The organism is Amycolatopsis nivea, assembly GCF_004522235.1.
GTDB lineage: Bacteria > Actinomycetota > Actinomycetes > Mycobacteriales > Pseudonocardiaceae > Amycolatopsis > Amycolatopsis nivea.
On record NZ_SDLT01000050.1, the window covers coordinates 41,018 to 65,266 of the forward strand.

Below are 24,249 nucleotides of genomic sequence, written 5' to 3' on the forward strand. Positions count from 1 at the left end.
GGTACCGTCACCGAAGAAGACGTCGAGCGAATGGCGGCAGAGGTGGCGAAGCGGGCCGAAGAACGCCGCGCGGCAGGCGGTGCCGGTTCGCGCGGCCGCCCAAGGGACCCGGCGATCGAAGCCGCGATTCTCGACGCGACGATCCGGCTGCTCGCTTCGGCCGGGGTCGAGGGCACTTCGGTGGAAAAGGTCGCTTCGGACGCGGGCACTTCCAAGGTGACGGTCTACACGCGGTTCCGCAGCAAATCCGAACTCATCGGCGCCGCACTCGCCCGTCTGCAGATCGGCGACCTGCCCGCCCCGACCGGCGACCCGGAGAACGACCTGGTCGCCCTCCTCGCCGCGATGCGCAGGCAGTACGCCGAGGTCGGCGGGATGAGCATCATCGGGACCTGCCTGACCGCGGAGGCCCAGTCGGGCGAGTTCCTCGACATCGTCCGCGCCAGCACCCTGCACCCGCGCCGCGCCGCTTTCGCCGGGATCGTGCGGCACGCGATCGAGACCGGGGAATTCCGGCCCGGCACCGACGTCGAACGCACCGTCTCGCTGATCATCGGCGCGTTCTACGCCGACTATCTCGCCGGCGTCGAGATGGGCGAGGACTGGGACCGTTCGGTGGTCAAGGCCGTCCTCGACGGCGCGCGTTCCAGCAGCTGAACCCACGAGCGTCTTGACATCGGGCGTCGTCCGGGGCAAAACTATTTACCAGTCCGTTCAGTAAATAAAAGGACGGACCGCGGCACCGAAGCCCGAACTCCCGATGGAGCGTCACATGACCGAACCGTCGAACCCCCGCCACTCGGCCGACTACGACCACCTCGACCGGTCGCTCACCCGAGACCAGGTGTGGGACGCCTACACCGAAATGCGCGAGCGGTGCCCCGTGGCGCACAACTCGCGGCACGGCGGCCACCTGCACGTCCTTCGCTACGAAGAGGTCCGTGCCACCGCGAACCGCGCCGCGGATTTCAGCTCCGCCGACGGCGCGTTCATCCCGCCGAGCGGGCTGCCCCGGCTCGCCCCGATCGACTACGACGGCGACGAGCACCTGGCCTGGCGCGCCGCGATGCAGGCCCCGCTCACCCCGGCCGCCGTCCGTGCCCTCGCCCCGGACCTGGCCGAGGTCGTCGACCGGCACATCGATGCCTTCGCCGGCACCGGAACGGCCGAGCTGTTCTCCGCGCTCGCCGAGCCGATCCCGGCCCACGTCGTCGGCCGGGTCGCCGGTCTTTCCCCCGCCGACTGCGGGGTGCTGCGCGAGGTGGCCATCGCGGCGTTCCAGTCCATCGGCACCCCGTCCTTCGGCCAGCGCAAATCCGCGTTCGACGCGTTCATCCGCGGCCAGCTCGACCAGCGGCGGCGGGAACCCCGCGACGACTACCTGTCGCGGCTCGCGTCGGGGAAGCTCGGCGACCGCGAACTCGGCGACGACGACATCATCGGCGTCCTGATGACCTTGCTGCTCGGCGGCCACCATTCCACCGCCGCGGCGATGGCGGGCCTGCTGCACCACGTGCTGACCGAACCCGGCCTGCGCGAGGTCGTGGCGGAAGGCGGCGCGAAACTGTCCGCGCTCGTGGAGGAGAGCTTGCGGCTCACCACTCCGCTGCACATCTTCGCCAGGACAGCGACGAACGACACCGCCATCGGCGACACCCCGGTCGCGAAGGGGACGCGGCTGTTTCTCAACTACGCCAGCGCGAACCACGATCCGAGGCGGTTCCCGGATCCCGAGGCTTTCCGGCTCGACCGCACACCGAACCCGCATGTCGCGTTCGGTTTCGGCGCGCACCTCTGCCTCGGCCGCCACCTCGCGCGGGCCGAGCTGAAAGAAGTCGTGACCCGGTTGTTCGCGCGGCTGCCGGACATCCGGCTCTCCGGCGACATCGCGTATTCGACGCTCCAGGGCGGAAAACTCCTGGAGATCGAGCATCTGCCGGTCGTCTTCACCCCCGAATCAGCCTGAACGGAGCATGCCGTGCCTACTGTGATTTTCGTGCGTCCCGGCGGGGATCGCCGCCCGATCGAGGTCGGCGAGGGAGTGTCGGTGATGGAAGCGGCCGTGGACAACGGCATCGACGAGATCCTCGCCGAGTGCGGCGGAAACGCCACCTGCGCCACGTGTCACGTTTTCGTCTGTGCCAACGACCTGGACCGGATGCCCGCGGTTTCCGAACTCGAGAACGAGATGCTCGACGGCACCGCGGAACCACGCCGCGCGACGAGCAGGCTGGCCTGTCAGCTCGTCGCGGACCCAGCCCTCGACGGACTCACCGTCTACCTTCCGGAGACCCAGTGCTGACCCGCGGCGGGACGGTCGTCATCGGTGCCGGACACGCCGGATTCGCCGCCGCGACCTCGTTGCGCGACACCGGCGTCGACGGTCCGGTCACCCTGCTTGACGTCCACTGTGGACTGCCGTATCAGCGTCCGCCGCTGTCCAAGGCCTATCTGCTGGGCAAGGCCGACCGCGCCCGCGTCGCGTTCCGCCCGGCCGCCTACTACGAGCGGCGGGAGATCACGCTGCGGACCGGCCAGCCCGCCGTGGCGATCGACCGATCGGCCCGGACCGTCCGCCTGCGTTCGGGCGAAACGGTCGGCTACGACACGCTCGTTCTCGCGACCGGCGCCCGGGCCCGCCCGCTGCCGGTGCCTGGCCATGATCTGGACGGCGTCCTCGTGCTGCGGACCCTGCCGGACGCCGACGCGTTACGCGCACGGCTGGAGACCGCGCGCCGCCCGGTCGTCATCGGCGGCGGCTTCATCGGTCTGGAGTTCGCTGCGGTCGCGGCGGCCGGCGGGACTCCGGTGACGATTGTCGAAGCAGCGCAGCGGATTCTGTCGCGGTCGGTCTCCGCGCACACGGCGGCGCAACTGGAGAAAGCGCACCACGGTTGGGGAAACACCGTCCGCACCGGTACCGGAGTACAGCGAATCATCGGCGGTCCCGACGGCCAGGCCATCGGGGTCCGGCTCGCCGACGGCACGGAAATCACTGCGGACCTCGTCGTGGTCGGCGTCGGCGCCGTTCCGGAGACAGCACTCGCCGAGTCCGCCGGGCTCGCCGTGGACGACGGCATCGTCACCGACCGATACCTGCGTACCTCCGACCCCAGCGTCTTCGCCATCGGGGACTGCGCCCGGATCGCGGAGCGGAACGGCTCGCGCACGCGTCGCCGGGAGTCGGTGCAGAACGCCACGGACCAAGCTCGAACGGTGGCGCGCACGATAGGCGGAGCCCCGGCCGCCTACACGGCGTCGCCGTGGTTCTGGAGTGACCAGCACCAGCTCAAGCTGCAGATCGCCGGAGACCTCACCGGCTACGACGAGGCGGTCACCGCGCCCGGAGAAGGTGCGTTTTCGACCTACTGCTTCCGACACGGCCAGCTCGTCGCGGTCGAATCCGTCAACCGGCCGACTGACCACGTCGCGGCCCGCAAACTCCTCGAGCGCACCGACGTCTCGCTCTCGCAGCGGGCGGTCGGGCCGGGATTCGCGCTCGCCGATTTCCTGAAGTTCCGCTGACGCCCGGCCCGGGACGAGGTCCCGAGCCGGGCGTCAGCGGTTCACAGCACGATGTTGACCAGCCGGCCCGGCACCACGATCACCTTGCGCGGCGTCTTGTCGCCGACCAGCGCGGCGATCTTTTCGTCGGCCAGCGCGGTCGCCTGCACCGCGTCGTTCTTCGCGTCCGCGGCCACGGTGATCCGCGAGCGGACCTTGCCGTTGACCTGGATCGGGTACTCGACCGAGTCCTCGACCAGGTACTTCTCGTCCACGACCGGGAACGGCCCGTGCACCAGCGAATCGGCGTGGCCCATCCGGTGCCACAGCTCCTCGGCCACGTGCGGGGCCAGCGGAGCCAGCAGCAGCACCAGCGGTTCGGCCAGTTCGCGCGGGGTCGCCGCGGCCGAGCCGTACGCCTTGGTCAGGTGGTTGTTCAGCTCGATCAGCTTCGCGCCCGCGGTGTTGAACCGCATCTCCGCGTAGTCCTCGCGAACCCCGGCGATGGTGCGGTGCAACAGTTTCCGGTCCGCCTCGGTCGCCTCGTCCGCGGAAACCCGCAGCTCGCCGGTCTGCTCGTCGACCACCAGCCGCCACAGCCGCTGCAGGAACCGGTGCGCGCCGACGACGTCCTTGGTCGCCCACGGCCGTGACATGTCCAGCGGGCCCATCGACATCTCGTACAGCCGGAAGGTGTCCGCGCCGTAGGTGTCCGACATTTCGTCCGGCGTCACGGCGTTCTTCAGGCTCTTGCCCATCTTGCCGTATTCCTGCTTGACCTCTTCGTCGCCGAAGAAGAACTTGCCGTCGCGCTCGACGACGTCCTCAGCAGGCACGTACACACCGCGCTTGTCGGTGTAGGCGAACGCCTCGATGTAGCCCTGGTTGAACAGGCGGCGGTACGGCTCCTTCGACGACACGTGGCCCAGGTCGTACAGGACCTTGTGCCAGAAGCGGGAGTACAGCAGGTGCAGCACCGCGTGCTCGACGCCGCCGACGTACAGGTCGACGCCGCCCGGGTCGTCCACGCCGTGCTCGGCCGGGCGCGGGCCCAGCCAGTACGCCTCGTTCTCCGGCGCGCAGAACACGTCCTGGCTCGCCGGGTCGACGTAACGCAGCTGGTACCAGCAGGAACCGGCCCACTGCGGCATGACGTTCGTGTCGCGGCGGTACTTCTTCGGCCCGTCGCCCAGATCCAGGGTGACCTCGACCCAGTCCTTCGCACGCGACAGCGGCGGCGACGGCTCGGAGTCGGCGTCGTCCGGGTCGAAGGTCTTCGGCGAGTAGTCGTCGACCTCCGGCAGCACGACCGGCAGCTGGTCCTCGGGCAGCGCGATCGGCAGGTTGTTCTCGTCGTAGACGATCGGGAACGGCTCGCCCCAGTAACGCTGGCGGGCGAACAGCCAGTCGCGCAGCTTGTACTGCACGGTGCCCTCGCCCGCGCCGCGGTCCTCCAGCCAGGCGATGATCGTCTTCTTGGCGTCGGCGACGCCCATGCCGTTCAGGTCGACGGTGTCGTTGGCGGAGTTGATCGCCGGCCCGTCGCCGGTGAACGCCTCGCCCTCGAAGCCCTCGCCGGGATCGACCGTGCGGACGATCTCCAGCTCGAACTTCTTCGCGAAGTCGTAGTCGCGCTGGTCCTGTGCCGGCACCGCCATGATCGCGCCGGTGCCGTAGCCCATCAGCACGTAGTCGCCGACGAAGACCGGGATTTCCTTGTCGTTGGCCGGGTTCACCGCGTAGGTGCCGGTGAAGACGCCGGTCTTCTCCTTGTTCTCCTGCCGGTCCAGATCGGACTTGCGGGAGGCGGCGGCCCGGTACGCGGCGACGGCCTCGGCGGGCGTCTTCGCGCCGCCGGTCCAGCTTTCCGGGTGCTCGCCCGGCCACTGCGCCGCGGTCAGCTTCTCGACCAGCGGGTGCTCCGGCGCGATCACCATGTAGGTGGCGCCGAACAGGGTGTCCGGACGGGTGGTGAAGACCTCGATCTTCTCGCCGCCCGCGGCGAACGAGACCCGCGCGCCCTGCGACCGGCCGACCCAGTTGCGCTGCATGGACTTGACCTTCTCCGGCCAGTCCAGCAGCTCCAGGTCGTCGACCAGGCGGTCGGCGTACGCGGTGATCCGCATCATCCACTGGCGCAGGCTCTTGCGGAACACCGGGAAGTTGCCGCGGTCGCTGCGGCCGTCCGCGGTCACCTCCTCGTTCGCGACGACGGTGCCCAGGCCGGGGGCCCAGTTCACCGGAGCCTCGGAGATGTAGACCAGCCGGTGGTCGTCGATGATCTTGCGCTGCTCGACGGTGCTCAGCTCGGTCCACGGACGGCCGTCCGGCGTCGTGCGCTCACCCGCCGCGTACGCCTTCTCCAGCTCCTCGATCGGACGCGCCTTGCGGGCGTCCTCGTCGTAGTAGGAGTTGAAGATCTGCAGGAAGATCCACTGGGTCCACTTGTAGTAGTCCGGGTCGATCGTCTCGATCGAGCGGCGCTCGTCGTGGCCCAGCCCCAGCCGCTTCAGCTGGCGGCGCATCGTGGCGATGTTCTGCTCGGTCGTGGTGCGCGGATGCGTGCCGGTCTGCACCGCGTACTGCTCGGCGGGCAGGCCGAACGCGTCGTAGCCCAGCGTGTGCAGCACGTTCCGGCCGATCATCCGGTGATACCGCGCGTAGACGTCGGTGCCGATGTAGCCCAGCGGGTGCCCGACGTGCAGGCCGGAACCGGACGGGTACGGGAACATGTCCTGCACGAACAGCTTGTCCGAGGGCACCGGCTCGCCCGCTTCCGCGAGCGGGCCGACCGGGTTCGGCGCGTGGTAGGTGCCGTGGTCGGACCAGTGGTCCTGCCAGCGCTGCTCGATCTGCCCGGCCAGCTCCGCGGTGTAGCGGAACGGCGGGGCGTGCTCAGCGTCCGCGGCACTCTTCGCCGCGGCCCCGGTGGCCTCGTCAGACCCTGTCATCGCCGTCTTCCTCCGTGTCGAGCCACTCCCAGAAACAACTCGACCCCCCAAGCCAGAAGGCATGAGGGGTCGCCGCGCCGAGCCGGTCATCGGACCAGGTCAGCGCGGCAGGCCAAGGAGCAGCCGAGCCGTGTTCATGCACTCATCGTAACGCGCTGGTCAAAGCCGTTCCGACGGGACCGCCAAAGCGACGACCTGGGTGACTTGCGACGCGGAGAAGTTGTTGTCGCTCACGAGCACGAGGGTGCGTTCCCCGGACGGCAGCGCCGGGCCCCAGGTCATCCCCTCGATGTTGTCCACCGTGGAGAGCGGCAGGTCGGAGAGGTCGGCGAGCAGCTTCTTCTTCACCGGCTTGACGTGCTTCGCGGCGGTCAGGGACGGGGTGTGGAGGACGTTCGTCGCGCCGGTGGTGTCGATCTCGAAGATGCGCACCTTGTTGCCGACGCCGGTGACGAAGGACCGCTCCATCATCAGGAACTTCGTCGGGTCGGCCTGGTTCACCGCGAGCATCGAGGAAACCCCGGTGTCGGCGAACCCGGTGGCGGGCTTGGGCTCGGCGAAAAGCTTCTCCTGCGGGTACGCGTACTGCGCGAGCACGGGCCCGAAGCGGCTCTGCAGGGTGATCCGCGACAACGCACCCGACGTCGGCGTGGGCGGCGGCCCGTCCTGCAGCAGCGGGGCCTCGACCTCGCTGGCCAGCAGCGTGCCGAACCCGGTGTAGGCGAGGCCTTCGAGAACGTAATTGCGGCGCGGACCGGCGTCCGGCGTCATCCGCTCGTTGGCGGGCAACGGCAGGTCACGGACGTAGTGCCCGTCGCGGGTGGCTTCGCGGATCGAGGGCTGGATCAGGTGCTGGTCGGCGAGCCGATCGCCTTCCTGCGACCAGACGTAGTGCCCGGTCCACGGGTCGACGCGCAGTTCCTCGGGGTCGATCGTCTGCTCGTTCTGGGGAGCGGCCGGGTCGTTCTTCGCGAGCGGCGGATACGGCGTGCCGTCGGGGCGCAGCAGCGGATGCGTGCCGGTGAAGGTGACCGGACCCACACCGTTGGCTCCGACGTCGAACTTCGCGGTGTAGAAGCGGGCCGGGTTGATCGCGGACCGGTCGTCGCTGATGAAGGCGTAACCGCCGGTGCGCGGATCGAAGTCGACGGACGACAATCCGCCGACCGTGGTGCCCTGGAACTGCAGGTTGTGCGGCACACGCTGCTCGCCGAGCAGGCGGACCGGCCGCTGCGCGGCAGTAGCGGCGGTCCCGGTTCCGGGGACGAGCAAGGACAAGGTGACGATCCCGGCGGCGGCGAACAGCCGGTGTCGCGTGGACGAAGACATGGCCCGTAGCACAGCCGACGAGGGTATCCGGGACATTGCCGCGAGGTCACGCTTATCCTCAGAGGGTGTTCGCTATCGCGCTCGTTCCGATCGTCCTTGGTGTCGTCGTCGGCTGGGGTGGCTTCCTCGGCGTGCGCGGACGGCTGAGCAGGGCGAGCGGGGCCGGAGTCCGGACCGAAGCCTCGATGCGCAGCGAAGAGGCGTTCAAGCTCGCCAACCGGGTGGCCGGCATCCCGACCCTGGCCGGAGGCGCGGCCGCGGTCGTCTGCGGACTCGCCGGTCTGGCGATCCCCGCCACCGCGGGCCTGGTCGCCGCCGCGATCGTCGGACTGCTCGGCCTGCTGGTGATGGTCGTCGCCGGAGCCCGGATGGGCGCGCGAGCCGCCCTGACCGTGCCCGCCCCGTCGCCGGTCCCGTCCGGCTGCAGCGGCTGCGCGTGCGGCGCCGGCGGCTGCGGAGTCCTGCAGAAGTCCAGCGAGGCCTAGTTCCGCTGCAAATCGCCAGGATGGGTGGCCAGCAACGCGAGCGGCACCCCCTGGCGGCGCAACACCTGACCCCACAGGTCACGGCTGGGCGGCGCGAGAATGTCGCTCGGCAACGCGGGGACGATCACCCAGTCCTCGCGTTCGATCTCGCCCGCGAGCTGCCCTGAATCCCACCCGGCATAGCCCGCGAACACGCGCACGCCCCGCACCTTCGGCACGAGCACCTCGGGATCGCTGTCCAGATCGACCAGCGCGACCGGCCCCCGCACGGCAACCACGCCCGGAACGCTGGAAGCGGTCTCCCCAGTCCGCAACGCGGCGAGACAAAGCGCGGTCTTCTTGTCGACCGGCCCGCCGACGAACACCGACTGCGGCTCCGCGACATGCGCGCCCCACCCCGGCAGGACGTCATTCACCGGAACATCGGACGGCCGGTTCAAGACCACCCCGAGCGTGCCCTCCGCCCGATGATCGATCACGAACACCACGGTCCGCTTGAAGTTCGGGTCGAACATCGTGGGTGCGGCGACCAGGAGCGTTCCCGGTTCAACCTCGGCGTCCGCTGGCACGCCACCCATGATCCCATCACCCGCCGAGGGAAATCCTCCCGGCACGGGAACACCAGCACCACCCGCCCCGTTGAGAACAATGAGCCGGCGCACTCGTGTCCCCCGGGCTCACTGAAGAACCGCCTTTGTGGAATACCGGTCCGGCCGGAGCCACACTGCGCCAAGCCGCCGAGAGGCGAAACGAGTGCGCCGGTGTTCTCGAGTCCTGTTCGGTGCTTCGCACCTTCCCCTTCCACCGGCGCCGTGTACCCGGGGGGCCGAGCCCCCCGGACCCCCGCGGTGCCTTCGGTGCGGTTTTCGGGGTGGGCGGGGGCGGAGCCCCCTTTGTTTTGGCAACCGGTGCTGGTGGGGTTTGTTGCTTCCGGGGTGTGGCACCGATCGGTGGTCAGCGAGCTGGCTCGGGTGCAGCGGCTTTCCCGGGGGTGAGATGCCGTGGCTCGCGCCGGGGCTCCGGCTCGACTTGACTGGATGTGGGTTGGCTTTGTTGTCTCGGGCCGTTGCTGGCTGGGCAGGCCAACTCGCCGCCTCGTGACCTGACGCCCACCAATGTGGGTGGGTCTCTGTGCTTCGGGGTCGTTGCTGGCCGGGCAGGCCAACTCGCCGCCCAGCGACCTGGCCCAATGTGGGTGGGTTCTGTGCTTCAGCGCCGTTGGTGGCTGGGCAGGCCAACTCGCCGCCTCGCGACCTGGCCCCAGCCAATGTGGGTCGTTGTTGTTTCGGGGCGTTGTTGGCTCGCCGGGCCAACTCGCTGCCCGGTGATCTGATTCGGGCAGGTGCGGGTGGGCCTCTGCTGCCTCGGGGCCGCTGCAGGCTCGCCGGGTCAACTTGCCGCCCGGCGCTCTGACTCGCGCGGACGTGGGTGGCTTGTTGCTCGGGGCCGCGCCTGGCTGGACAAGCCAACTCGCCGTCCGGCGATCTGATTCGAGCAGGTGCGGGTGGGCTTTTGTTGCCTCGCGCCGCTGCGGGCTCGCTGGGCCAGCTCGCCGCCTGGCGATCTGGCTCGGGCTGGCCTGAGTGGGCTTTGTTGCGTCGGGGTGGCGTTGGCTCGCCGTTCAGGGGCTTGGGCCGAGTGAGGTTGGGTTGGGCGTTGTTGCTTCGGAGGCGCTGTCGGCTGGGCTAGTTCGTTCGCCAGGGGTGACGCGCCGCGATCTGCCCCTAGCCAGCCCGGCGTGCTTGACTGTCGATTTGTCGTCTTTTTGGGGTACTGGGGTGGTCAGTAGGGTTGTGTGGTGCGGGTGGGGGAGTGGGTCGTTCGGGAGCCGTTGTTTCGGCGGTTGTTGTTTACGCGGTTCGCGGCTCAGTGGGGGGACGGGGTCTTTCGGGCTGGGCTGGCTGGGGCCGTCCTGTTCAATCCGGAGCGGGCGGCTGATCCGTTGGCCATCGCGGAGGGGTTCGCTGCTCTGCTGCTGCCGTATTCGCTGGTGGGGCCGTTTGCTGGGGCGTTGCTCGATCGGTGGGACCGGCGGCGGGTGCTGGTGTTCGCCAATCTGGTGCGGGCCGTGGCGATCTTGGCGTCCGTTGTTGCGGTGGGGGCTGGGGTCGGCGGGATCGGGTTGTTTTCGCTCGCGTTGCTTGCGGAGGGGATCAGCCGGTTTATCGGGTCTGGGTTGTCTGCTGCGTTGCCGCATGTAGTGGAGCCGTCGGCGGTGGTTTCGGCTAATGCGGTCGCGGCGACGCTCGGGTCGGCGATCGCGGTCGTCGGTGGCGGGTGTGCGATCGGGTTGCGGACGGTGTTCGGGGCCGGGGATGTCGGGTCGGCGGAGACCACTGCGTTTGCTGCGGTCGGGGCGTTGGTGTCCGCCGTGCTCGCGCATCGGTTCGCGAAGGGTGTGCTCGGGCCGACTGTGGTTGACGAGCCGACTAATCCGGTGGTGGCGGTCGCGCGCGGGCTGGCTGATGGGGCTCGACATGCGTGGCGGGCGCCTCGGGTTACGGCTGGGTTTGTCGCGTTGTTCGCGCATCGCGCGGCGTATGGGATTTCGTTGCTGCTCAGCGTGTTGCTGATGCGCAATTACTTCGCTGACGACGGGATCTTTCGCTCGGGACTGCCCGGGCTCGGCCAGATGGTCGCTTGCGCGGGAGCAGGAATTCTCGTCGCGGGGCTGGTGACGGCGCGGCTGATTCGGTCGCTTGGGCGGACGTGGGCGGTGCTCGGGTCGCTGCTCGTTTCGGCGGTCGCGCAGGCCGCGTTCGGGTTGCCGATGTTGCTGCCGTTGGCGTTGATCGCGTCGTTCCTGATCATGGGGACCGGTCAGGTCGTGAAGCTGTCCGTCGACTCGTCGGTGCAGCTGGATGTCGCGGACGAGGCTCGCGGGCGGGTCTTCGCGCTGTACGACACGCTGTTCAACATCACCCAGGTGGTGGCGGTTTCGCTCGCGGCGCTCTTCGTCAAGGACAACGGGTACTCGCCCGAGCTCATGGTGGTCGCGACCGCGCTCTATCTGCTGGGCGGGGCCGGATACCTGCTGGCCGGTCGGCGGCGCGGCGATTCGCTGCCGCAAACCGTTGAACCCAAACGGGGGTAGTAACTCACCGTTGGGCATTAGGGTGACTTGTGACCCGGTCGAGTTAATCTCGGCACGCGCAACCGACACGGGGGGCCACCGTGAGCACCATCGGCGACGACCGTGCCCGTCTCGACGCCGCGCCGGCTGTCCTGACCTCGCCCGACGGGCTCGTCCGCGCGACCGCCGGGCCGGCCGGCACGCTCGGCAGGCTTGAGTTCGCGCCGGACGCCTTCGAGCGGACGACCCCCGCGCAGCTCGCGTCGACCGTCCAGGCACTCGTGCAGCACCTGGCCGACGCACCCGAACCGCAGCACAGCTCCTCGATGCCCGCCCCGCGGCCGACCCCGCGTCGTGTCCGTCCGCGCGGAACCGTTCCGCAGAACCGCCGTCGCGGGTCCTGATGTCGTCCGCTCCGGACGCAATGATTCACGTGGAACCAACGGGTACCGGTCAGCAGGTGCTCGTCGAGATCGGTCGGCTGATCAAGGCGCACCGGGCCGATCCGGACGCGCTGGCCGGCATCGGATTCGCCCAGCTCGGCGACCATTACGAGGTGCAGGCCCGCAACACCGTCGCCACCACCGAGATGGTCCAGCGTCTCACCGACTTGCGTGCCGAGATGTACCAAGCGGGCCGCGGCACCTGGGTTCAGGCGCGCTACGTGCTCACCCCGGACGGCGCGTTCGACTTCGACTACTTCACCGACGACGAGCCCCCGTGGACGACGCCGCCCGATTCGTCCGCCTACCTCGCCGAACTCACCACCTTTCCCCGCGACGACGAGCACCTTCCCGACTGGTGGCGGCTGCACGTCGGGCTCCCGCTCGGCGTCGTGTTCCGGCACGCCACCGCCGGGACCGGCGAACCGTTGTCGGAGGAAGAGCTGCCGCTCGTGCTGCGGTACCTCGAACGCGAGGCCGAGGTCGGCGAACGACACCGCACTGACGGCACCTGGATTTGGCCGGTCGAAGTGGCCGAGCGCTTGAGAGAACACGGCACAGCGCCCGAGCCCGAACTGCTCCAGCACATCCGCGACCGGGGCTTTCACCCGCCATACGTCGACCATCTGGTGCGCCGCACGGCGGAAGCCGACCTGGCCGGGAAACCCCGTCCGCGACCGACGCCGGACGACCTCCAGCGGACCGCGGGCGACGTCGCCGCGGAGCGGGAAACCAACCCGGACCCGGTCCTGTCCGACGCCGAACTCCTGACCCACCTCGAACACCGGCTCGACTCGTTCGGCGTGTGGGCCGACGTCCGCTGCCTCGGCGGGCGGGAAGCCGGGAAATGGAGCCTCTACCAGGTCAAAGCCGGATGGGCGGTCGTCGCGCCGGACGGTCGGGAGCAGGTTTTCGCCCGCCTCGAAGACGCCGCGCACCACCTGCTCGGCGCGCTGCTGCTGCATCCCGCCCGCGCGACCAGCGGCCGCGAAACCCCGCTGGAAACGGCGCGGGAGGTCGCCGACTGGCCGGTCCAGCCCGTGCCGGGTGACCCTCCCCTCACGCTGCTGCGGAACAAGAGACTCACTCGGTTGGCGGAAGGTACCGTCGTTCTGCGATTCGGCGAAGAACCCGGCAACCTGGTCCACCACCAGGCGGTACGGTTCGCGACGACGTCCCTGCCACTCGAACGGGAGCGCATGACCAGCACTTTTCGCCTCCGAAGATCACTCCACGTGATCACCGGGGTGACGGTGCCCTGGGCGAACCTTCCCGGCGGCGCGGTGGCGTACGTCTTGCCCAAGCCGATCGCGGAGCACGAGTCCGACGGAAGCCTGGAGAGGATCGAGTAGGTGGAAGCGGCGGAAGCGGTGGAGAAGGTCGGGAAGTGGTTGCGCGCCGTGCACGGCCCCGAGGTCTCCGGGCCGGGCGGCCTCCGGGTCGACCACGACCGCGTGCTGCGGGTCCCCGAAGGCTGGTCGATCCCCTACAACACTGTCGCGTTCCTCGACGACGGCCGTCCGGACAAAGAACTGTTCCCCGCCCCGTCGGTGCTCGTGCGCGAGCCGGACGGCGAGCTGCGCCAGGCGCATCCGCATCCGGGCGGGCTCAGCACCCCGGTCGCTTATCCGGGACAGGAGAGCTGGCGCGAGGTCGTCGACCCGGAGTACGCGAAGGCCGGGCTGGGCGAACTCGGCGTGCCGCTGCCCGCGGTCGCCGGCTGGGTGAAGGTCGACAACGACGGCCACCAGACCGGTGACGAACGCGAAAACCCCGAGTACAAGGCCGGTCCGATCCGCCGCGGCTACCCGAAGCCGGAAAACCCGCTGGAAACGCTCCTCGCCTTCGCGAGCGTCGGCTGGCTGTCGCGCGAGCAGCTGCTGATCGGCCTGCTGCGCTGCGAAGTCTTCGTGCCGTTCGACCTCAAAACCGGCGCGACCGACCGGTTCTACTTCTCCGAGGAACGCAACGAGCTCCGCGTCTTCAGCTCGACCCGGCATCTGCCCGCCCGCGAACACGCCTGGTGGCGAGTCGACTTGGCGACATTGGCCGAGTTCGAACACCCGCCGAACCTGGTGATCAACGGCGGTCCGGCGACCTTCGAGGACGTCGCCGGCGCCGAGCTGACCGCGATCGCGAAGCGGTTTCCCCGCCAGGAACCGCGGGTGGACGAGAACGGCCGCTGCCCGGAGATCGAAGAAGACCTGGAGAAATTCGCCGTCGAAACCGCCGCCCGGATCGGGCTGGAGAAGCCGGTCGACATCCCGAAGGCAGCCGCGGAACGCGCGCGGCGGCACGGGTTCGAGCTGACCGCCGACGAATGCCGCAAGACCGTCCTCGGCCGGTCGTGGCTGCGCCGGTTCGAACAGCCGGAGCCGAGCCGCTCGCGGCCGAACGACCTGCGCGCCAACGGCCTCGTGCCGTCCTGGGACAACGACGGCCGGATCGTCCCGAAGCTCGACACCTTCGGCAAATACCCCGAGATCAGCCTGGAGAACTTCCGTTACGGCTGGCAGCGGGTCGTCGGCGCGTGGGTCGGCTTCGCGCTCGGCGAGGCGCTCGGCTCGGCCGTCGACCGGATGCGGCTGGACGAGATCGTCTCGACCTACGGTCCGGACGGCGTCCGCGACCTGCCACTCGCGTTCGACCAGCCGGGCCGGATCGGCTCGATGACGCAACGGCTGCTGTTCCTGACCGAGGCCGTGATCCGCAGCCCGCACCGCGAACAGCCGGAATCGCGCGACGTCGAAAAGCTGTTCCCCGGCGTGGTCCGCGGCGCGCTGGGCCGCTGGCTGCACACGCAGGGCGCGGCGATCCAGAACGCCGACGGTTTCCTCGTCAAGGTGCCCGAACTGCACGCCCGCCGCGCGATCGACGACGCCGAGCTCAACGCGTACCACGCGCTGGTCACCGGCGATCCGCAAGCCGCGCCGATGTCGGGTCCGGCCGCGCTGCTCGGCGCGCTGCCCGCGGTGCTGACCGCGGCGGGTCCGGGCACCGGGTTCAGCGGCGGCATCGGCCAGGTCGTGCGCGATCTCGCCGGAGTGACGCACCAGCCGGACGACGTGGCCGCCGCGACTTACCTGGCGTGGGTGTTCGAGAAGGCGCTCACGAAGGATTCGTTCAGCTATCCGGTGTGGAATCTGTCCCGCGAGGTCCTCGAGGAACACGACGGCCCGGAGTGGGGGCCGGTGCGCGACCTGGTGGCCGAGGCGGTGCCGTTCTTCGGCGAGCACGGCCTGCCGGACCTGCGGATGCCGGAGCTGATCGGCGACGGACACAGCACGCTGTCCGTCCTCGGCCGCTCGTTCGCCGCGTTGTCCGGCTTCGAGAACTACCCGGAACAGGCCATGCTGCGCGCGGTGAACCACTCCGGCCGCAGCGCGCTCACCGGCGCGTTGACCGGTGCGCTGCTCGGCGCTCGGGTGGGCGTTCCCGGCCTGCCCCGGAAGTGGGTCGAGCAGCTTGAGCTGCATCACCTGATCGAACAGGTGGCGACCGACGCGCTGTGGCATTTCGACCGCCATTCGGCGCGGAACGCACTCGGCGACGCCTGGGTGCAGCGCTACCCACGGCACTGATCGGTCACCCGAGCAGGTATTTGTGGGCGCATATTCTCCCGTCTCCGGTGACCGATGGTCGGGTCGTGACACGGTCAGATAGGTTCGTTGCGGCTACACGGGGGACTTCGGGGAGGAACCAGACGTGCGGTACCGGGTGGAATCGGGAGAACGCCCAGACGGCCTGTACGCGACGCTCGACGATCGCACTTTCGCGGCACAACGCTCGACCACCGACGGAACGCTGCTGCTGACCGTCGTCGGCGACGAGGAAGCGCCGGAAGGGTTCGACCGCGAGCACGAGGGGAAGCCGGCGCGGGTCGTGCTCGCGAACGAGGTGCCCGCGACGTTCGATCTGCGCACCTACGTCGAATACGACGACGAACTGTTCGAGGTCGCGCCAGGCGACCAGCCGAATCTGACCCTGCGCTGGACGCGGCACGATCCAGTGCGCGCCGCGCAGCTCGGGCTCACCGATTTCTCGGTGACCGTCCCGGGCAAGCAGCTCACCGGGCTCTGGCTGACCCGGCACGACTACGGCGAGCCGAAGGCCGAGACCGAGGGCGGCGACCAGACCCGGATTCTGCGGGGGATCGGCCGCACACTGCGTCAGGTACCCGGCGGGTGGACGCGGGTGGCGGCGCAGTTCCGGCAGGTCGGCGATTACTCCGAGCTGGAGGTCCGCGCGGTCGGCGACGAGAACGGTCCGGTTTCGGTGGCGCTGCCCGGCACGCCGCAGCTGAGCACGCTGTTCTCCCAGCTGCGCGCTGCGATGTACCAGCCGGAGACCGGCACCTGGTTCCAAGGCACCTTCACGCTCGACGCCGATTCGCAGTTCGATTTCGACTTCGACGCCGACCAGGAGCCGGACTGGCGGCTGCCGCCCAACGACGGCGGCGAGCCCGCCCGCGAGTCCTACCTCGTGGAGCTGACCCGTTTCCCGCGCCCGGACAAGCACCTGCCGGACTGGCTCGGCGCGAAAGCCGGGCTGCCGCTGACCGTCGGGTTCCGCCAGGCGCGACCGGTCGATGCGCACAACGAGGGCGAGCGCCCGGTGGTGAACCGCCCGCCGGTGCCGCCGGACCAGGTCCGCGGCGTGCTCGACTACCTGTTCCGCTCGCCCGTCGTGCTGCACCGGCCGGTGCCGCAGCCGGACATCTTCGCGCCTGGCGCGCCGCCGGACGTGCCGCAGGCCTTCCACACCGACGGCACCTGGATCTGGCCCGCCGCCGTACCGCACTACCTGCGCAAATACGGCGTTCCGCCGGAGCCGGAACTGGTCGAGCACATCCGCGCCGCCGGGTTCCGGCCGCCGATCGTACGCGATCTGGTGCGCGCGACCGCCGAAGCCGACGTGCTCGGCAAACCGCGCCCGGGCCGTACCGAGGCCGACATCCCGGACGACAGCTCGCTCGCCCGCGCGGTCCGCGGCGAGCCGACCCTTGGCCTGCGCAGTGCCGAAACGTTGGCGCTGTTGCAGCAGCGGCTCGTCGAACACGGCGTGCCGTCGTCGGCGTACCGGATCGGCGCGAACGAGGTCCCTGCCGAAGGCGTGTGGACGTTGCGCCGCGCGGAAAACGGCTGGGAGGTGTCGCGTCCGCCCGCGGTGGAGCCGGTGGCGTTCGCCAACCTCGCCGACGCGGCCCGGTTCCTCCTCGGCACGCTGCTGATGCTGCCGCCGCAGGCTCCGGACGAATCCGATCAGCCCGCGGACTGGCCGATCCTGCCGATGCGCGGCGAGCCGCCGCTGTCGTTCTTCCGCGGCAAGCGGATCGTCGTGCTGCCCGCCGGAACCACGGTAGTCCGCTTCGGCCCCGAGACCGGGAACCTGGTCCACGCGAATTCGGTGCGGTTCCTGGAAACCTCGCTGACGCCGGACCGCGAACGCGACCGGCACGAGTACCGCGTGCAGCGCACGATCCGGGTGCTGACCGGCGTCACCGCGCCGTGGGCGCAACAGCCCGGCGGGGCCACCGCGTACTTGCTGCCGCGACCGATCGCGCAGCACCTCGAGCAGGGCGCGCTATCCCGGTTGTGAAGCCGTGATCAGCACAGCGGGCGACCACCAGTAGTCCGCGAGCGGTTCCACTGTCACGTCGGCGAACCCGGCGGTCTCGAGCTGCCGGGTCCACTGCGCGGCCGGATGTTCCCAGTTCGTCCGCGCTGTCCCGGCGGCGACGCCGAGCAGCACCGGCAGCAAAAATCCTTGCGCCACCAGGGAAGCCTGCTCGCCGTATTCGGCGACGCCGCGTTCGTACCTACGCACGAGCGACTCCAGGTCAGCAGTGTCCGGCACGTCGAATTCGGCCAGCACCAACCGTTCCGTCCGCGTCCGCAACGCACTCAGCACCTCAGCGCGGATGGAGGGCTCGATCGACTGCAGCGCGAACGTCGACTGCGTGAGGTTCCACGTGGAACCATCCGCGGCGAGAAAGTCCTGCGCGGTCAACGAAAACCGGCGCGCACCAGGCACTTCGACGTCCGCGAGCAGTGCCTCCGACGGCTCCACCAGGTCGATCCGCTCCGGCCGGAACGAGGCCCGCGCCAACGCCGGTTCGATCGCCAACCCGTCGCCGCACCCGAGATCCAGCAACGCGGCCGGACGCCAGGAGTCGTACCGCGCCGCCAGTTCTTCGCTCAACCGCCGGTACAACTCGACGTTCCCGCCACCGCGGATGAACGCCGTGAACGCGGCGGGCTGGTCGTACACCGGACCGCTCGGACCCGCCGCGAGATACGTCGCGAGCTCGTCGCCCAACGGCGTTCCAGCCTCGGAGGCAAGCGCACCCGCTCGCTCGACCTCGCCGTCCCGGTACGCCGCCAGCGCACCCGCCACCCCGCTCACAGCGGCACCCACAACGTCACCCTCGTTCCGCTCCCCGGACTCGATTCGACCAGCGAGGTCCCGCCGACCTCGGACAACCGCGCGGTGATCGACTCGCTGATGCCGAACCCGGCCGGCCGGTCCGCCGGACTGAACCCGGTGCCGTGATCCCGCGTGATCACCGCGATCCCGCCGTTGCGTTCCTCCACGCGTACCACGACCTTGTCCGTCTCCGCGTGCTTCATCGTGTTGCGCATGGCTTCCCGCACCGCGTCGCGGATCGCGATCTGCCGGACCTCGGACAGCGTGTCGTCGTCCAGTTCGGCGATCACCAGCTGCGCGCGCAGCCCGTCCCGCGCCATCTCCGCGGCCAGCGCCGCGAGCTTCTCGCCGAGCGGCCGCGCGCCCTCCTCGGCCCGCTGCGCCGCGGCGGTCTCGATCGTCTGCCGCAGTTCGATCGCCTGCGCGCGGGCCAGCCGCTGCACCTCGACCAGCCGCTGATCCGAATCGCCCGGACCGCCGAGCGCGATCGCCTCCAGCGTCTGCAGCACCGTGTCGTGCAGCATCCGGTGCTGCCGCGCGCGTTCGGCGAGCCGTCCGTTGCGGATCCCGTACGCCAGCGCCAGCCGGATCCCGAGCCCGAGCAGGATCAGCGCGCCGACCGCGGTGAACAGGACGCCGAACATCGTCGGGTACAGCGACGCGGCCTGCGCGAAATCGAACGTGCCGTGGTTGAGCAGGTCCGACAGCAGCCGCACCGGCAGGCTGAGCGCCGCCAGCCCGATCCCGGACGGGATGCCGACGGCGAGGGTGAGCAGGGCGACGCTGCCGAGCAGGTGCTTGTCCGCGACGCCGACCGCGTCGTGGAAGACCGCGGGCGACACCGTCACGCCGATGAACAGCTCGAACGCGAGCGTGGCGACGAGGTCGATCAGCAGCAACCGGCCCGCGAGATCACTGCGGAACGGGGCTCGGCGCATCATCCAGAACAGGCCGAACGCGCTCAGCGCCACCGAGCACACCGCGACGATCGCGACCGACGCCAACCCTGCCGACCCGTGCCTGACCGCGTACGACCCGAACGTCGCGGGCACCATCAGCAGCCGGTAGACCAGCGGAACCAGCACCACGTACCGAGCCGCACGCAGGAGCAGCCCGTCGCGCTGCCGCTCGTCGACCGGACCGGCCATCCGCGAGATCCGCTGCAACGCGCGCACCGGGGTCGGATCGCCGATCTCGTCGGTCAGCCCGGTCGTCGCCGTGGCCAGCGCGGGCGTGCCGCGCCGCAGCAGCATGACGAGAAAGCTGGCTCCGCGCCGGTCCCCGTCCTGCTGCCGCGTCATCGATCCCCCCGGTTCGGTTCGAGACAGGGAGTATCTCGGCTGGCCCGGCGATGATCCAGAGGCCAAAGGGGGATCGTGGTGAACCCGCGATCCCGAATTCATTTCTTGGGGCTATTCGCCCGAACCGAGGCCCTCCGCCGCCGCCCACTTCTTCAGCTCGGCGACCGCGTCGTCGTGTTCCAGCGGACCGCGGTCCAGCCGCAGCTCCTTGAGGAACTTCCAGGCCTGCCCGACCTGCGGGCCCGGCGGGAGGCCGAGCAGCCGCATGATCTCGTTGCCGTCGAGGTCCGGCCGGACCCGGTCGAGGTCCTCCTGCTCCTTGATCCGCGCGATGCGGGCCTCGAGATCGTCGTAGGTCGCCTGCAGCGCGGCCGCCTTGCGCTTGTTGCGCGTGGTCGAATCGGCGCGGACGAGCTTGTGCAGCCGGGTCAGCAGGTCGCCGGCGTCGGTGACGTAGCGGCGGACCGCCGAATCGGTCCACTCGCCGCCGCCGTATCCGTGAAACCGCAGGTGGAGGAACACGAGCTGGGAGACCTGCTCGATGATCTCCTTCGAGTACTTCAGCGCCCGCAAACGTTTGCGGGCCATCCGCGCGCCGACCACCTCGTGGTGGTGGAAGCTCACGCCGCCGCCCTGGGTGAACTCGCGGGTGGCCGGCTTGCCGATGTCGTGCAGCAGCGCGGCCAGCCGCAGCACGAGGTCCGGCTCGCTGGTCGGTTCGTGCGATTTCTCCAGCTCGATCGCCTGCGCGAGCACGGTCAGCGAATGCTGGTAGACGTCCTTGTGCTGGTGGTGCTCGTCGATCGCCAGCCGCATGCCGGGCAATTCGGGCAGCACCCGGTCGGCCAGCCCGGTGTCGACCAGCAGCTCAAGGCCCGGCCGCGGGTCGGGGGCCAGCATCAGCTTCGACAGCTCGGTCTGGACCCGTTCGGCGGTGATCCGGTCGATCTCCTCGGCCATCGACGTCATCGCCTCGACCACGCGCGGCGACGCGGTGAAGCCGAGCTGCGCGGAGAACCGGGCCGCGCGCATCATCCGCAGCGGGTCGTCGGCGAACGACTCCTGCGGCAGCGCCGGGGTGTCGAGCACCTTCAGCCGGAGCGCGTCCATGCCGTCGTGCGGGTCGATGAACGTCTTCCCGACCAGGTCGATCGCCATCGCGTTGACGGTGAAGTCGCGGCGGAGCAGGTCACCCTCGATGGTGTCGCCGAAGGTGACCTCGGGGTTGCGGCCGACGCGGTCGTAGCTGTCCGCGCGGAACGTGGTGATCTCCAGCGTCGTGCCGTTCTTGGTGACGCCGACGGTGCCGAACGCGATGCCGACGTCCCAGACCGCGTCACCCCACTCGCTCACGATCTGCAGCACCCGGTCCGGGCGCGCGTCGGTGGTGAAGTCGAGGTCGTTGGACAGCCTGCCGAGCAGCGCGTCGCGCACGCTGCCACCGACCAGGTACAAGCTGTGGCCGGCGCGGGCGAAGCGCTCGGCCAGCTCGTCGGCCAACGGGGACACTCGCATCAGTTCCGTCACCGCGTTCTGCTGGGCGACCAGGTTGTTCACTCGAATCCCACCACGAAAATGGCGCCGCCACCGCGGACGCCGCCGGACACGGACACGGAGAGCCAGAGTACCCGGGCGACCGTTTGCTCTAGCATCGCAGCATGTCTGGATCCGCCGGTCGCGCCGGGCCGCCGACGCCGCGCCGGCGGCGACGGCGCCACCGCGGCAGGCGGCTGACCACGGTCGACGAGACCTCGGCGGGCGGACTGGTCGTCGACCCGGAGCGCGAACACGCGGTGCTGATCGGGCGGCTCGACCGACACGGCAGACTGCTGTGGTCGCTGCCGAAGGGCCACATCGAGGACGGGGAGACGGTGGAGCAGACCGCGGTGCGCGAGGTGAAGGAGGAAACCGGCATCTCCGCGCGCGTGCTGCACCCGCTTGGCGCCATCGATTACTGGTTCGTCGCGCAGCAGCGCCGGGTGCACAAGACCGTGCACCATTTCCTGCTCGAAGCCACCGGTGGCGAACTGTCGGACGAGGACGTCGAGGTGACCGAGGTCGCCTGGGTTCCGCTGGCCGAGCTGGAGACCACCCTCGCCTACGCGGACGAGCGCAAGCTGGTTCGCGGGGCAGCAGAACTTTTCGCGCCCGACGAGCGCGGCTGAGAGGGAGCACCCGAGTGAAGCGGCCCGCCGCCTTCTTGCTGTCCTTGCTGATCGTCGCCGCCACCGCGTTGTTCGGTGCGCCGGCGGGCGCGCAGGAGAATCCGTCTCCGGAACCGGCGCGGCTGCGGCTCGACCTCGGCCAGCTGACCCCGCGCGTGATTTCCAGCGCGGACCAGGCGATCACGGTGGCCGGGACGGTCACCAACACCGGATCGCGCCGGATCGTCAAGCCGATGGCCCGGCTGCAGATCGGCGAACGCCTCGCCAGCCCGCGCGCGATGGACTCGGTGCTCGCCGGGACCCCGGTGCAGGACACCCCGCTGACCGAGTTCACCACGCTCGCCGAGGACCTCGAGCCTGGTCAGAGCGCCCGGCTGAACATCACCGTGCCGCTCACCGGGCCGCGCGGCGCTGGCCTCCGGCCGGGCGTGTACCCGCTGCTGGTGAACGTGAACGGCACCCCGGAGTACGGCGGCCCGGCGCGGCTCGCCGCGGTGAGCTTGCTCATGCCGGTGCTGTCGACGCCGGGTCACGCGAACAACCAGGCGACGCAGCGGCATTCGAAACTGGCCGTGCTGTGGCCGATCACCGACAGCACCCCGCACGTCCAGTCCGCCCCGTTCGGCGTGCCGATGACGCTGACCGACGATTCGCTCGCCGACCAGCTGAGCCCCGGCGGACGGCTGTATTCGCTGGTCTCGGCGTCGCGAGCGGCGCAGGAGACGAATCCGAAGATCGGCGGCTCGCTGTGCTTCGCGCTCGATCCGGACCTGCTGCGCACCGTGGACGCGATGAAGAACGGCTACCGGGTCAGCGGCGGGGCGACGGGCAAGGGCGCGGAAGCCGCGTCGAACTGGCTGGCGGCGCTGCGTGCGCTGGTCACCGGCCGGTGTGTGATCCCGCTGCCGTTCGCCGACGCCGACCTCACCACGCTGGGCAAGATCCGCGGCGCCGACGGCAACCCGGACGCCGGCCTCATGACCACGGCGCTGAACGGCACCGCCACGATCCGCCAGGTGCTCGGCGTCGAGTCGAAGAGCGGCGTGCTGTGGCCGGGCGGGACGCCGGACGACAAGGCGCTGTCGGCGATTTCGTCGGGCGGCTTCCAGACCGTGCTCACCGACAGCGGCAAGCTGCGGGCAGGCGGTGACGACGAGACCGTCACCGGCGCGGCGACCCTGTCCGACGGACTGCGCGCGCAGCCGACCAACTCGATGGCCACCGCCGGTCTCACCGGATTCACGCCGAGCCCGCAGGCGCCGACCACCTACAGCGGAGCGTCGCAGCGCGCGGTCTCCACGCAGAACGGTCTCGCCGCGGTCGCGTTCGAAGCCGGGCTCGGCCGCACCGAAGGAACCACCGGCGGGCCGCTGCTCATCGCGCCGCCGCGGCGCTGGGACGCCACCACCGACGAGCTGAACGCCTTCCTGTCCGGGCTCGGCAAGCTCACCACCGCGGGCGTGACGGCCGGTTCGACGCTCGACGACCTGCTCGGCACCGCGCCGGAAGGCAGCGCTTCGCTGGCCGCGGACACCCGTTCGGACGGCGGCGCGGCGGTCGCCGGCCAGCTGTCCGGCCTCGACCAGGACGCCACCGGCCTGGTCTCGGCGATGCAGGTCGACCAGCGGAACCAGGTCGAACCGAAGGCCGTCGTCGGTCCGGTGCGCGACGCGCTGGTCCGCGGCAGCTCGACCGCGTTCGGCCCGTCGGCGGTGGCGTCCGCCTCGGCGAACGCCACCGCGGAGCTCGCCGCGATCCGCGACCAGGTGACCGTCGAACAGCCGAAGCAAACGTTTGCGCTCGCGTCCGGGTCCTCGCCGCTGCCGGTGTATGTGCACAACGACCTGCCGGTCGGCGTCACCGCGCAGATCGTGCTCCGGAACAACATGGGCGTCCGGCCGGAACAAGCGGGCAAGAACCTGCTTTTCCCGGCGAAGGGCGGGCAGACCAAGTACGTGCAGATCGAGGCGTTGCGGGCCGGCCGCCTGTCGGTCGATGTGTCCTTGACCACCCCATCGGGCACGGATCTCGGCGCGACCGCGCGGTTCGAGCTGACCTCGACCGAATACGGCCCGATCACCATCATCGTCACCGTCGTCGCTGGTTGCGCGCTGCTTCTGCTGGCGTCCCGGCGGATCTACCGGCGGATCAAGGAAAGCCGCGGCGGCACGCCCTGACAGGCCAAGGGGCCGGGTGCTCGCGCCCGTTCCCGATTACCCTGAGTCCGCGCTGCCACAATGGCAGGGGCAAGGGGACCGCCGAGGATTGGGCACGCGTTGGACAAAGAGCCGGGTCAACCACCCGAGCGTGCGGGTCGTCCTCGGCGGGACGGCGCGGCGCCGAGGCGGAGCGACCAGCCTCGCCGCGCGGTGCGGGACGCCCGTCGCCAGCCGCCTCCTCCGCCGCCGCCCGCCGACCGCAGGCAGCCGCCGCCCAACGGCACCCGCCGGATGCCGTTGCCCGACGAACGTCCGCCCGCCGACCGGGCGCCCTCCGACCGGGCCCAGCCGCGCCGGATCGACCCGCGCCGCGGCGACCCCCGTGAGCCCCGCGAACCTCGTGAACCCCGGGA

The 24,249-nt window shown here is 70.2% G+C and carries 18 protein-coding genes and 1 pseudogene; 13 read left to right on the top strand and 6 right to left on the bottom strand.

Features of this window, described 5'->3' with window-relative positions:
- Positions 1-30: 30 nt before the first annotated feature.
- The 4 genes from EIZ44_RS39020 (at position 31) to EIZ44_RS39035 (ending at position 3,525) form a co-directional block, all read left to right on the top strand.
- Positions 31-657: a TetR/AcrR family transcriptional regulator gene (locus tag EIZ44_RS39020; RefSeq protein ID WP_051728655.1), complete on the top strand. Its 627-nt coding sequence runs from the start codon at positions 31-33 to the stop codon at positions 655-657.
- A gap of 115 nt (positions 658-772) precedes the next feature.
- Positions 773-1,966 carry a cytochrome P450 gene (locus EIZ44_RS39025; protein WP_134734010.1) on the top strand — a complete coding sequence of 398 codons (1,194 nt, stop codon included), beginning with the start codon at positions 773-775 and terminating at the stop codon, positions 1,964-1,966.
- 12 nt (positions 1,967-1,978) lie between these two features.
- Positions 1,979-2,302 carry a 2Fe-2S iron-sulfur cluster-binding protein gene (locus tag EIZ44_RS39030; protein WP_037809101.1) on the top strand — a complete coding sequence of 108 codons (324 nt, stop codon included), beginning with the start codon at positions 1,979-1,981 and terminating at the stop codon, positions 2,300-2,302.
- A complete protein-coding gene (locus tag EIZ44_RS39035) occupies positions 2,296-3,525 on the top strand; it encodes an NAD(P)/FAD-dependent oxidoreductase (protein ID WP_134734011.1) in 1,230 nt (409 codons plus the stop codon). Before EIZ44_RS39030 ends, EIZ44_RS39035 begins: the two co-directional genes overlap by 7 nt.
- Positions 3,526-3,566: 41 nt before the next feature.
- Here the strand turns inward: EIZ44_RS39035 and leuS are convergent, their stop codons facing one another.
- On the bottom strand, positions 3,567-6,455 hold the full coding sequence (leuS, locus tag EIZ44_RS39040) for a leucine--tRNA ligase (RefSeq protein WP_240691538.1): 2,889 nt from the start codon (positions 6,453-6,455) through the stop codon (positions 3,567-3,569).
- A 159-nt stretch (positions 6,456-6,614) separates the two neighbouring features.
- Positions 6,615-7,784 (bottom strand): esterase-like activity of phytase family protein, encoded by a 1,170-nt coding sequence (locus EIZ44_RS39045; RefSeq protein WP_205673445.1) that lies wholly within the window; start codon positions 7,782-7,784, stop codon positions 6,615-6,617.
- 65 nt (positions 7,785-7,849) lie between these two features.
- Between EIZ44_RS39045 and EIZ44_RS39050 the strand changes: the two genes are divergently transcribed.
- Complete coding sequence (locus EIZ44_RS39050; protein ID WP_134734012.1) at positions 7,850-8,269, top strand: SdpI family protein; 420 nt, start codon at positions 7,850-7,852, stop codon at positions 8,267-8,269.
- Here EIZ44_RS39050 and EIZ44_RS39055 read toward each other — a convergent pair.
- Entirely contained in the window at positions 8,266-8,847 is a 582-nt protein-coding gene (locus EIZ44_RS39055) for a YqgE/AlgH family protein (protein WP_037809108.1), read from the bottom strand. The genes EIZ44_RS39050 and EIZ44_RS39055 overlap by 4 nt on opposite strands.
- Before the next feature lie 1,217 nt (positions 8,848-10,064).
- Between EIZ44_RS39055 and EIZ44_RS39060 the strand changes: the two genes are divergently transcribed.
- The 5 genes from EIZ44_RS39060 to EIZ44_RS39080 all read left to right on the top strand — a co-directional run bounded on the left by EIZ44_RS39060 (position 10,065) and on the right by EIZ44_RS39080 (position 17,383).
- Positions 10,065-11,363 (top strand): MFS transporter, encoded by a 1,299-nt coding sequence (locus EIZ44_RS39060; RefSeq protein WP_051728657.1) that lies wholly within the window; start codon positions 10,065-10,067, stop codon positions 11,361-11,363.
- Positions 11,364-11,443: 80 nt separating this feature from the next.
- On the top strand, positions 11,444-11,746 hold the full coding sequence (locus EIZ44_RS39065) for a hypothetical protein (RefSeq protein ID WP_037809111.1): 303 nt from the start codon (positions 11,444-11,446) through the stop codon (positions 11,744-11,746).
- Between the two features lie 20 nt (positions 11,747-11,766).
- A complete protein-coding gene (locus EIZ44_RS39070) occupies positions 11,767-13,137 on the top strand; it encodes a TNT domain-containing protein (RefSeq protein WP_167754417.1) in 1,371 nt (456 codons plus the stop codon).
- Complete coding sequence (locus EIZ44_RS39075; protein WP_134734014.1) at positions 13,138-15,366, top strand: ADP-ribosylglycohydrolase family protein; 2,229 nt, start codon at positions 13,138-13,140, stop codon at positions 15,364-15,366.
- A gap of 124 nt (positions 15,367-15,490) precedes the next feature.
- The gene (locus EIZ44_RS39080) at positions 15,491-17,383 is read left to right on the top strand and encodes a TNT domain-containing protein (protein WP_134734015.1); all 1,893 of its coding nucleotides are present in this window, start codon (positions 15,491-15,493) and stop codon (positions 17,381-17,383) included.
- Here EIZ44_RS39080 and EIZ44_RS39085 read toward each other — a convergent pair.
- From EIZ44_RS39085 to EIZ44_RS39095, 3 genes are all read right to left on the bottom strand, one after another.
- Positions 17,369-18,202, bottom strand: a complete 834-nt coding sequence (locus tag EIZ44_RS39085; RefSeq protein ID WP_134734016.1) for a small ribosomal subunit Rsm22 family protein — start codon at positions 18,200-18,202, stop codon at positions 17,369-17,371. The two genes, EIZ44_RS39080 and EIZ44_RS39085, sit on opposite strands and share 15 nt — an antisense overlap.
- Positions 18,187-19,512 (bottom strand): sensor histidine kinase, encoded by a 1,326-nt coding sequence (locus tag EIZ44_RS39090; protein WP_134734017.1) that lies wholly within the window; start codon positions 19,510-19,512, stop codon positions 18,187-18,189. Before EIZ44_RS39090 ends, EIZ44_RS39085 begins: the two co-directional genes overlap by 16 nt.
- Before the next feature lie 111 nt (positions 19,513-19,623).
- The gene (locus EIZ44_RS39095; protein WP_134734018.1) at positions 19,624-21,069 is read right to left on the bottom strand and encodes a CCA tRNA nucleotidyltransferase; all 1,446 of its coding nucleotides are present in this window, start codon (positions 21,067-21,069) and stop codon (positions 19,624-19,626) included.
- 101 nt (positions 21,070-21,170) lie between these two features.
- Between EIZ44_RS39095 and EIZ44_RS39100 the strand changes: the two genes are divergently transcribed.
- The 3 genes and pseudogenes from EIZ44_RS39100 to EIZ44_RS45265 form a co-directional block, all read left to right on the top strand.
- Positions 21,171-21,677 carry an NUDIX hydrolase gene (locus EIZ44_RS39100; RefSeq protein WP_037809118.1) on the top strand — a complete coding sequence of 169 codons (507 nt, stop codon included), beginning with the start codon at positions 21,171-21,173 and terminating at the stop codon, positions 21,675-21,677.
- Between the two features lie 14 nt (positions 21,678-21,691).
- Positions 21,692-23,854, top strand: a complete 2,163-nt coding sequence (locus tag EIZ44_RS39105; RefSeq protein WP_134734019.1) for a DUF6049 family protein — start codon at positions 21,692-21,694, stop codon at positions 23,852-23,854.
- 192 nt (positions 23,855-24,046) lie between these two features.
- Positions 24,047-24,249, top strand: a pseudogene (locus EIZ44_RS45265) (DUF6542 domain-containing protein); the annotation flags it as partial.

Coding starts and splice junctions, on each gene's coding strand:
- EIZ44_RS39020 (WP_051728655.1), top strand. CDS start 31: ATGGCGGCAGAGGTGGCGAAGCGGGCCGAAGAACGCCGCGCGGCAGGC.
- EIZ44_RS39025 (WP_134734010.1), top strand. CDS start 773: ATGACCGAACCGTCGAACCCCCGCCACTCGGCCGACTACGACCACCTC.
- leuS (WP_240691538.1), bottom strand. CDS start 6,455: ATGACAGGGTCTGACGAGGCCACCGGGGCCGCGGCGAAGAGTGCCGCG.
- EIZ44_RS39045 (WP_205673445.1), bottom strand. CDS start 7,784: ATGTCTTCGTCCACGCGACACCGGCTGTTCGCCGCCGCCGGGATCGTC.
- EIZ44_RS39055 (WP_037809108.1), bottom strand. CDS start 8,847: ATGGGTGGCGTGCCAGCGGACGCCGAGGTTGAACCGGGAACGCTCCTG.
- EIZ44_RS39070 (WP_167754417.1), top strand. CDS start 11,767: ATGATTCACGTGGAACCAACGGGTACCGGTCAGCAGGTGCTCGTCGAG.
- EIZ44_RS39090 (WP_134734017.1), bottom strand. CDS start 19,512: ATGACGCGGCAGCAGGACGGGGACCGGCGCGGAGCCAGCTTTCTCGTC.
- EIZ44_RS39100 (WP_037809118.1), top strand. CDS start 21,171: ATGTCTGGATCCGCCGGTCGCGCCGGGCCGCCGACGCCGCGCCGGCGG.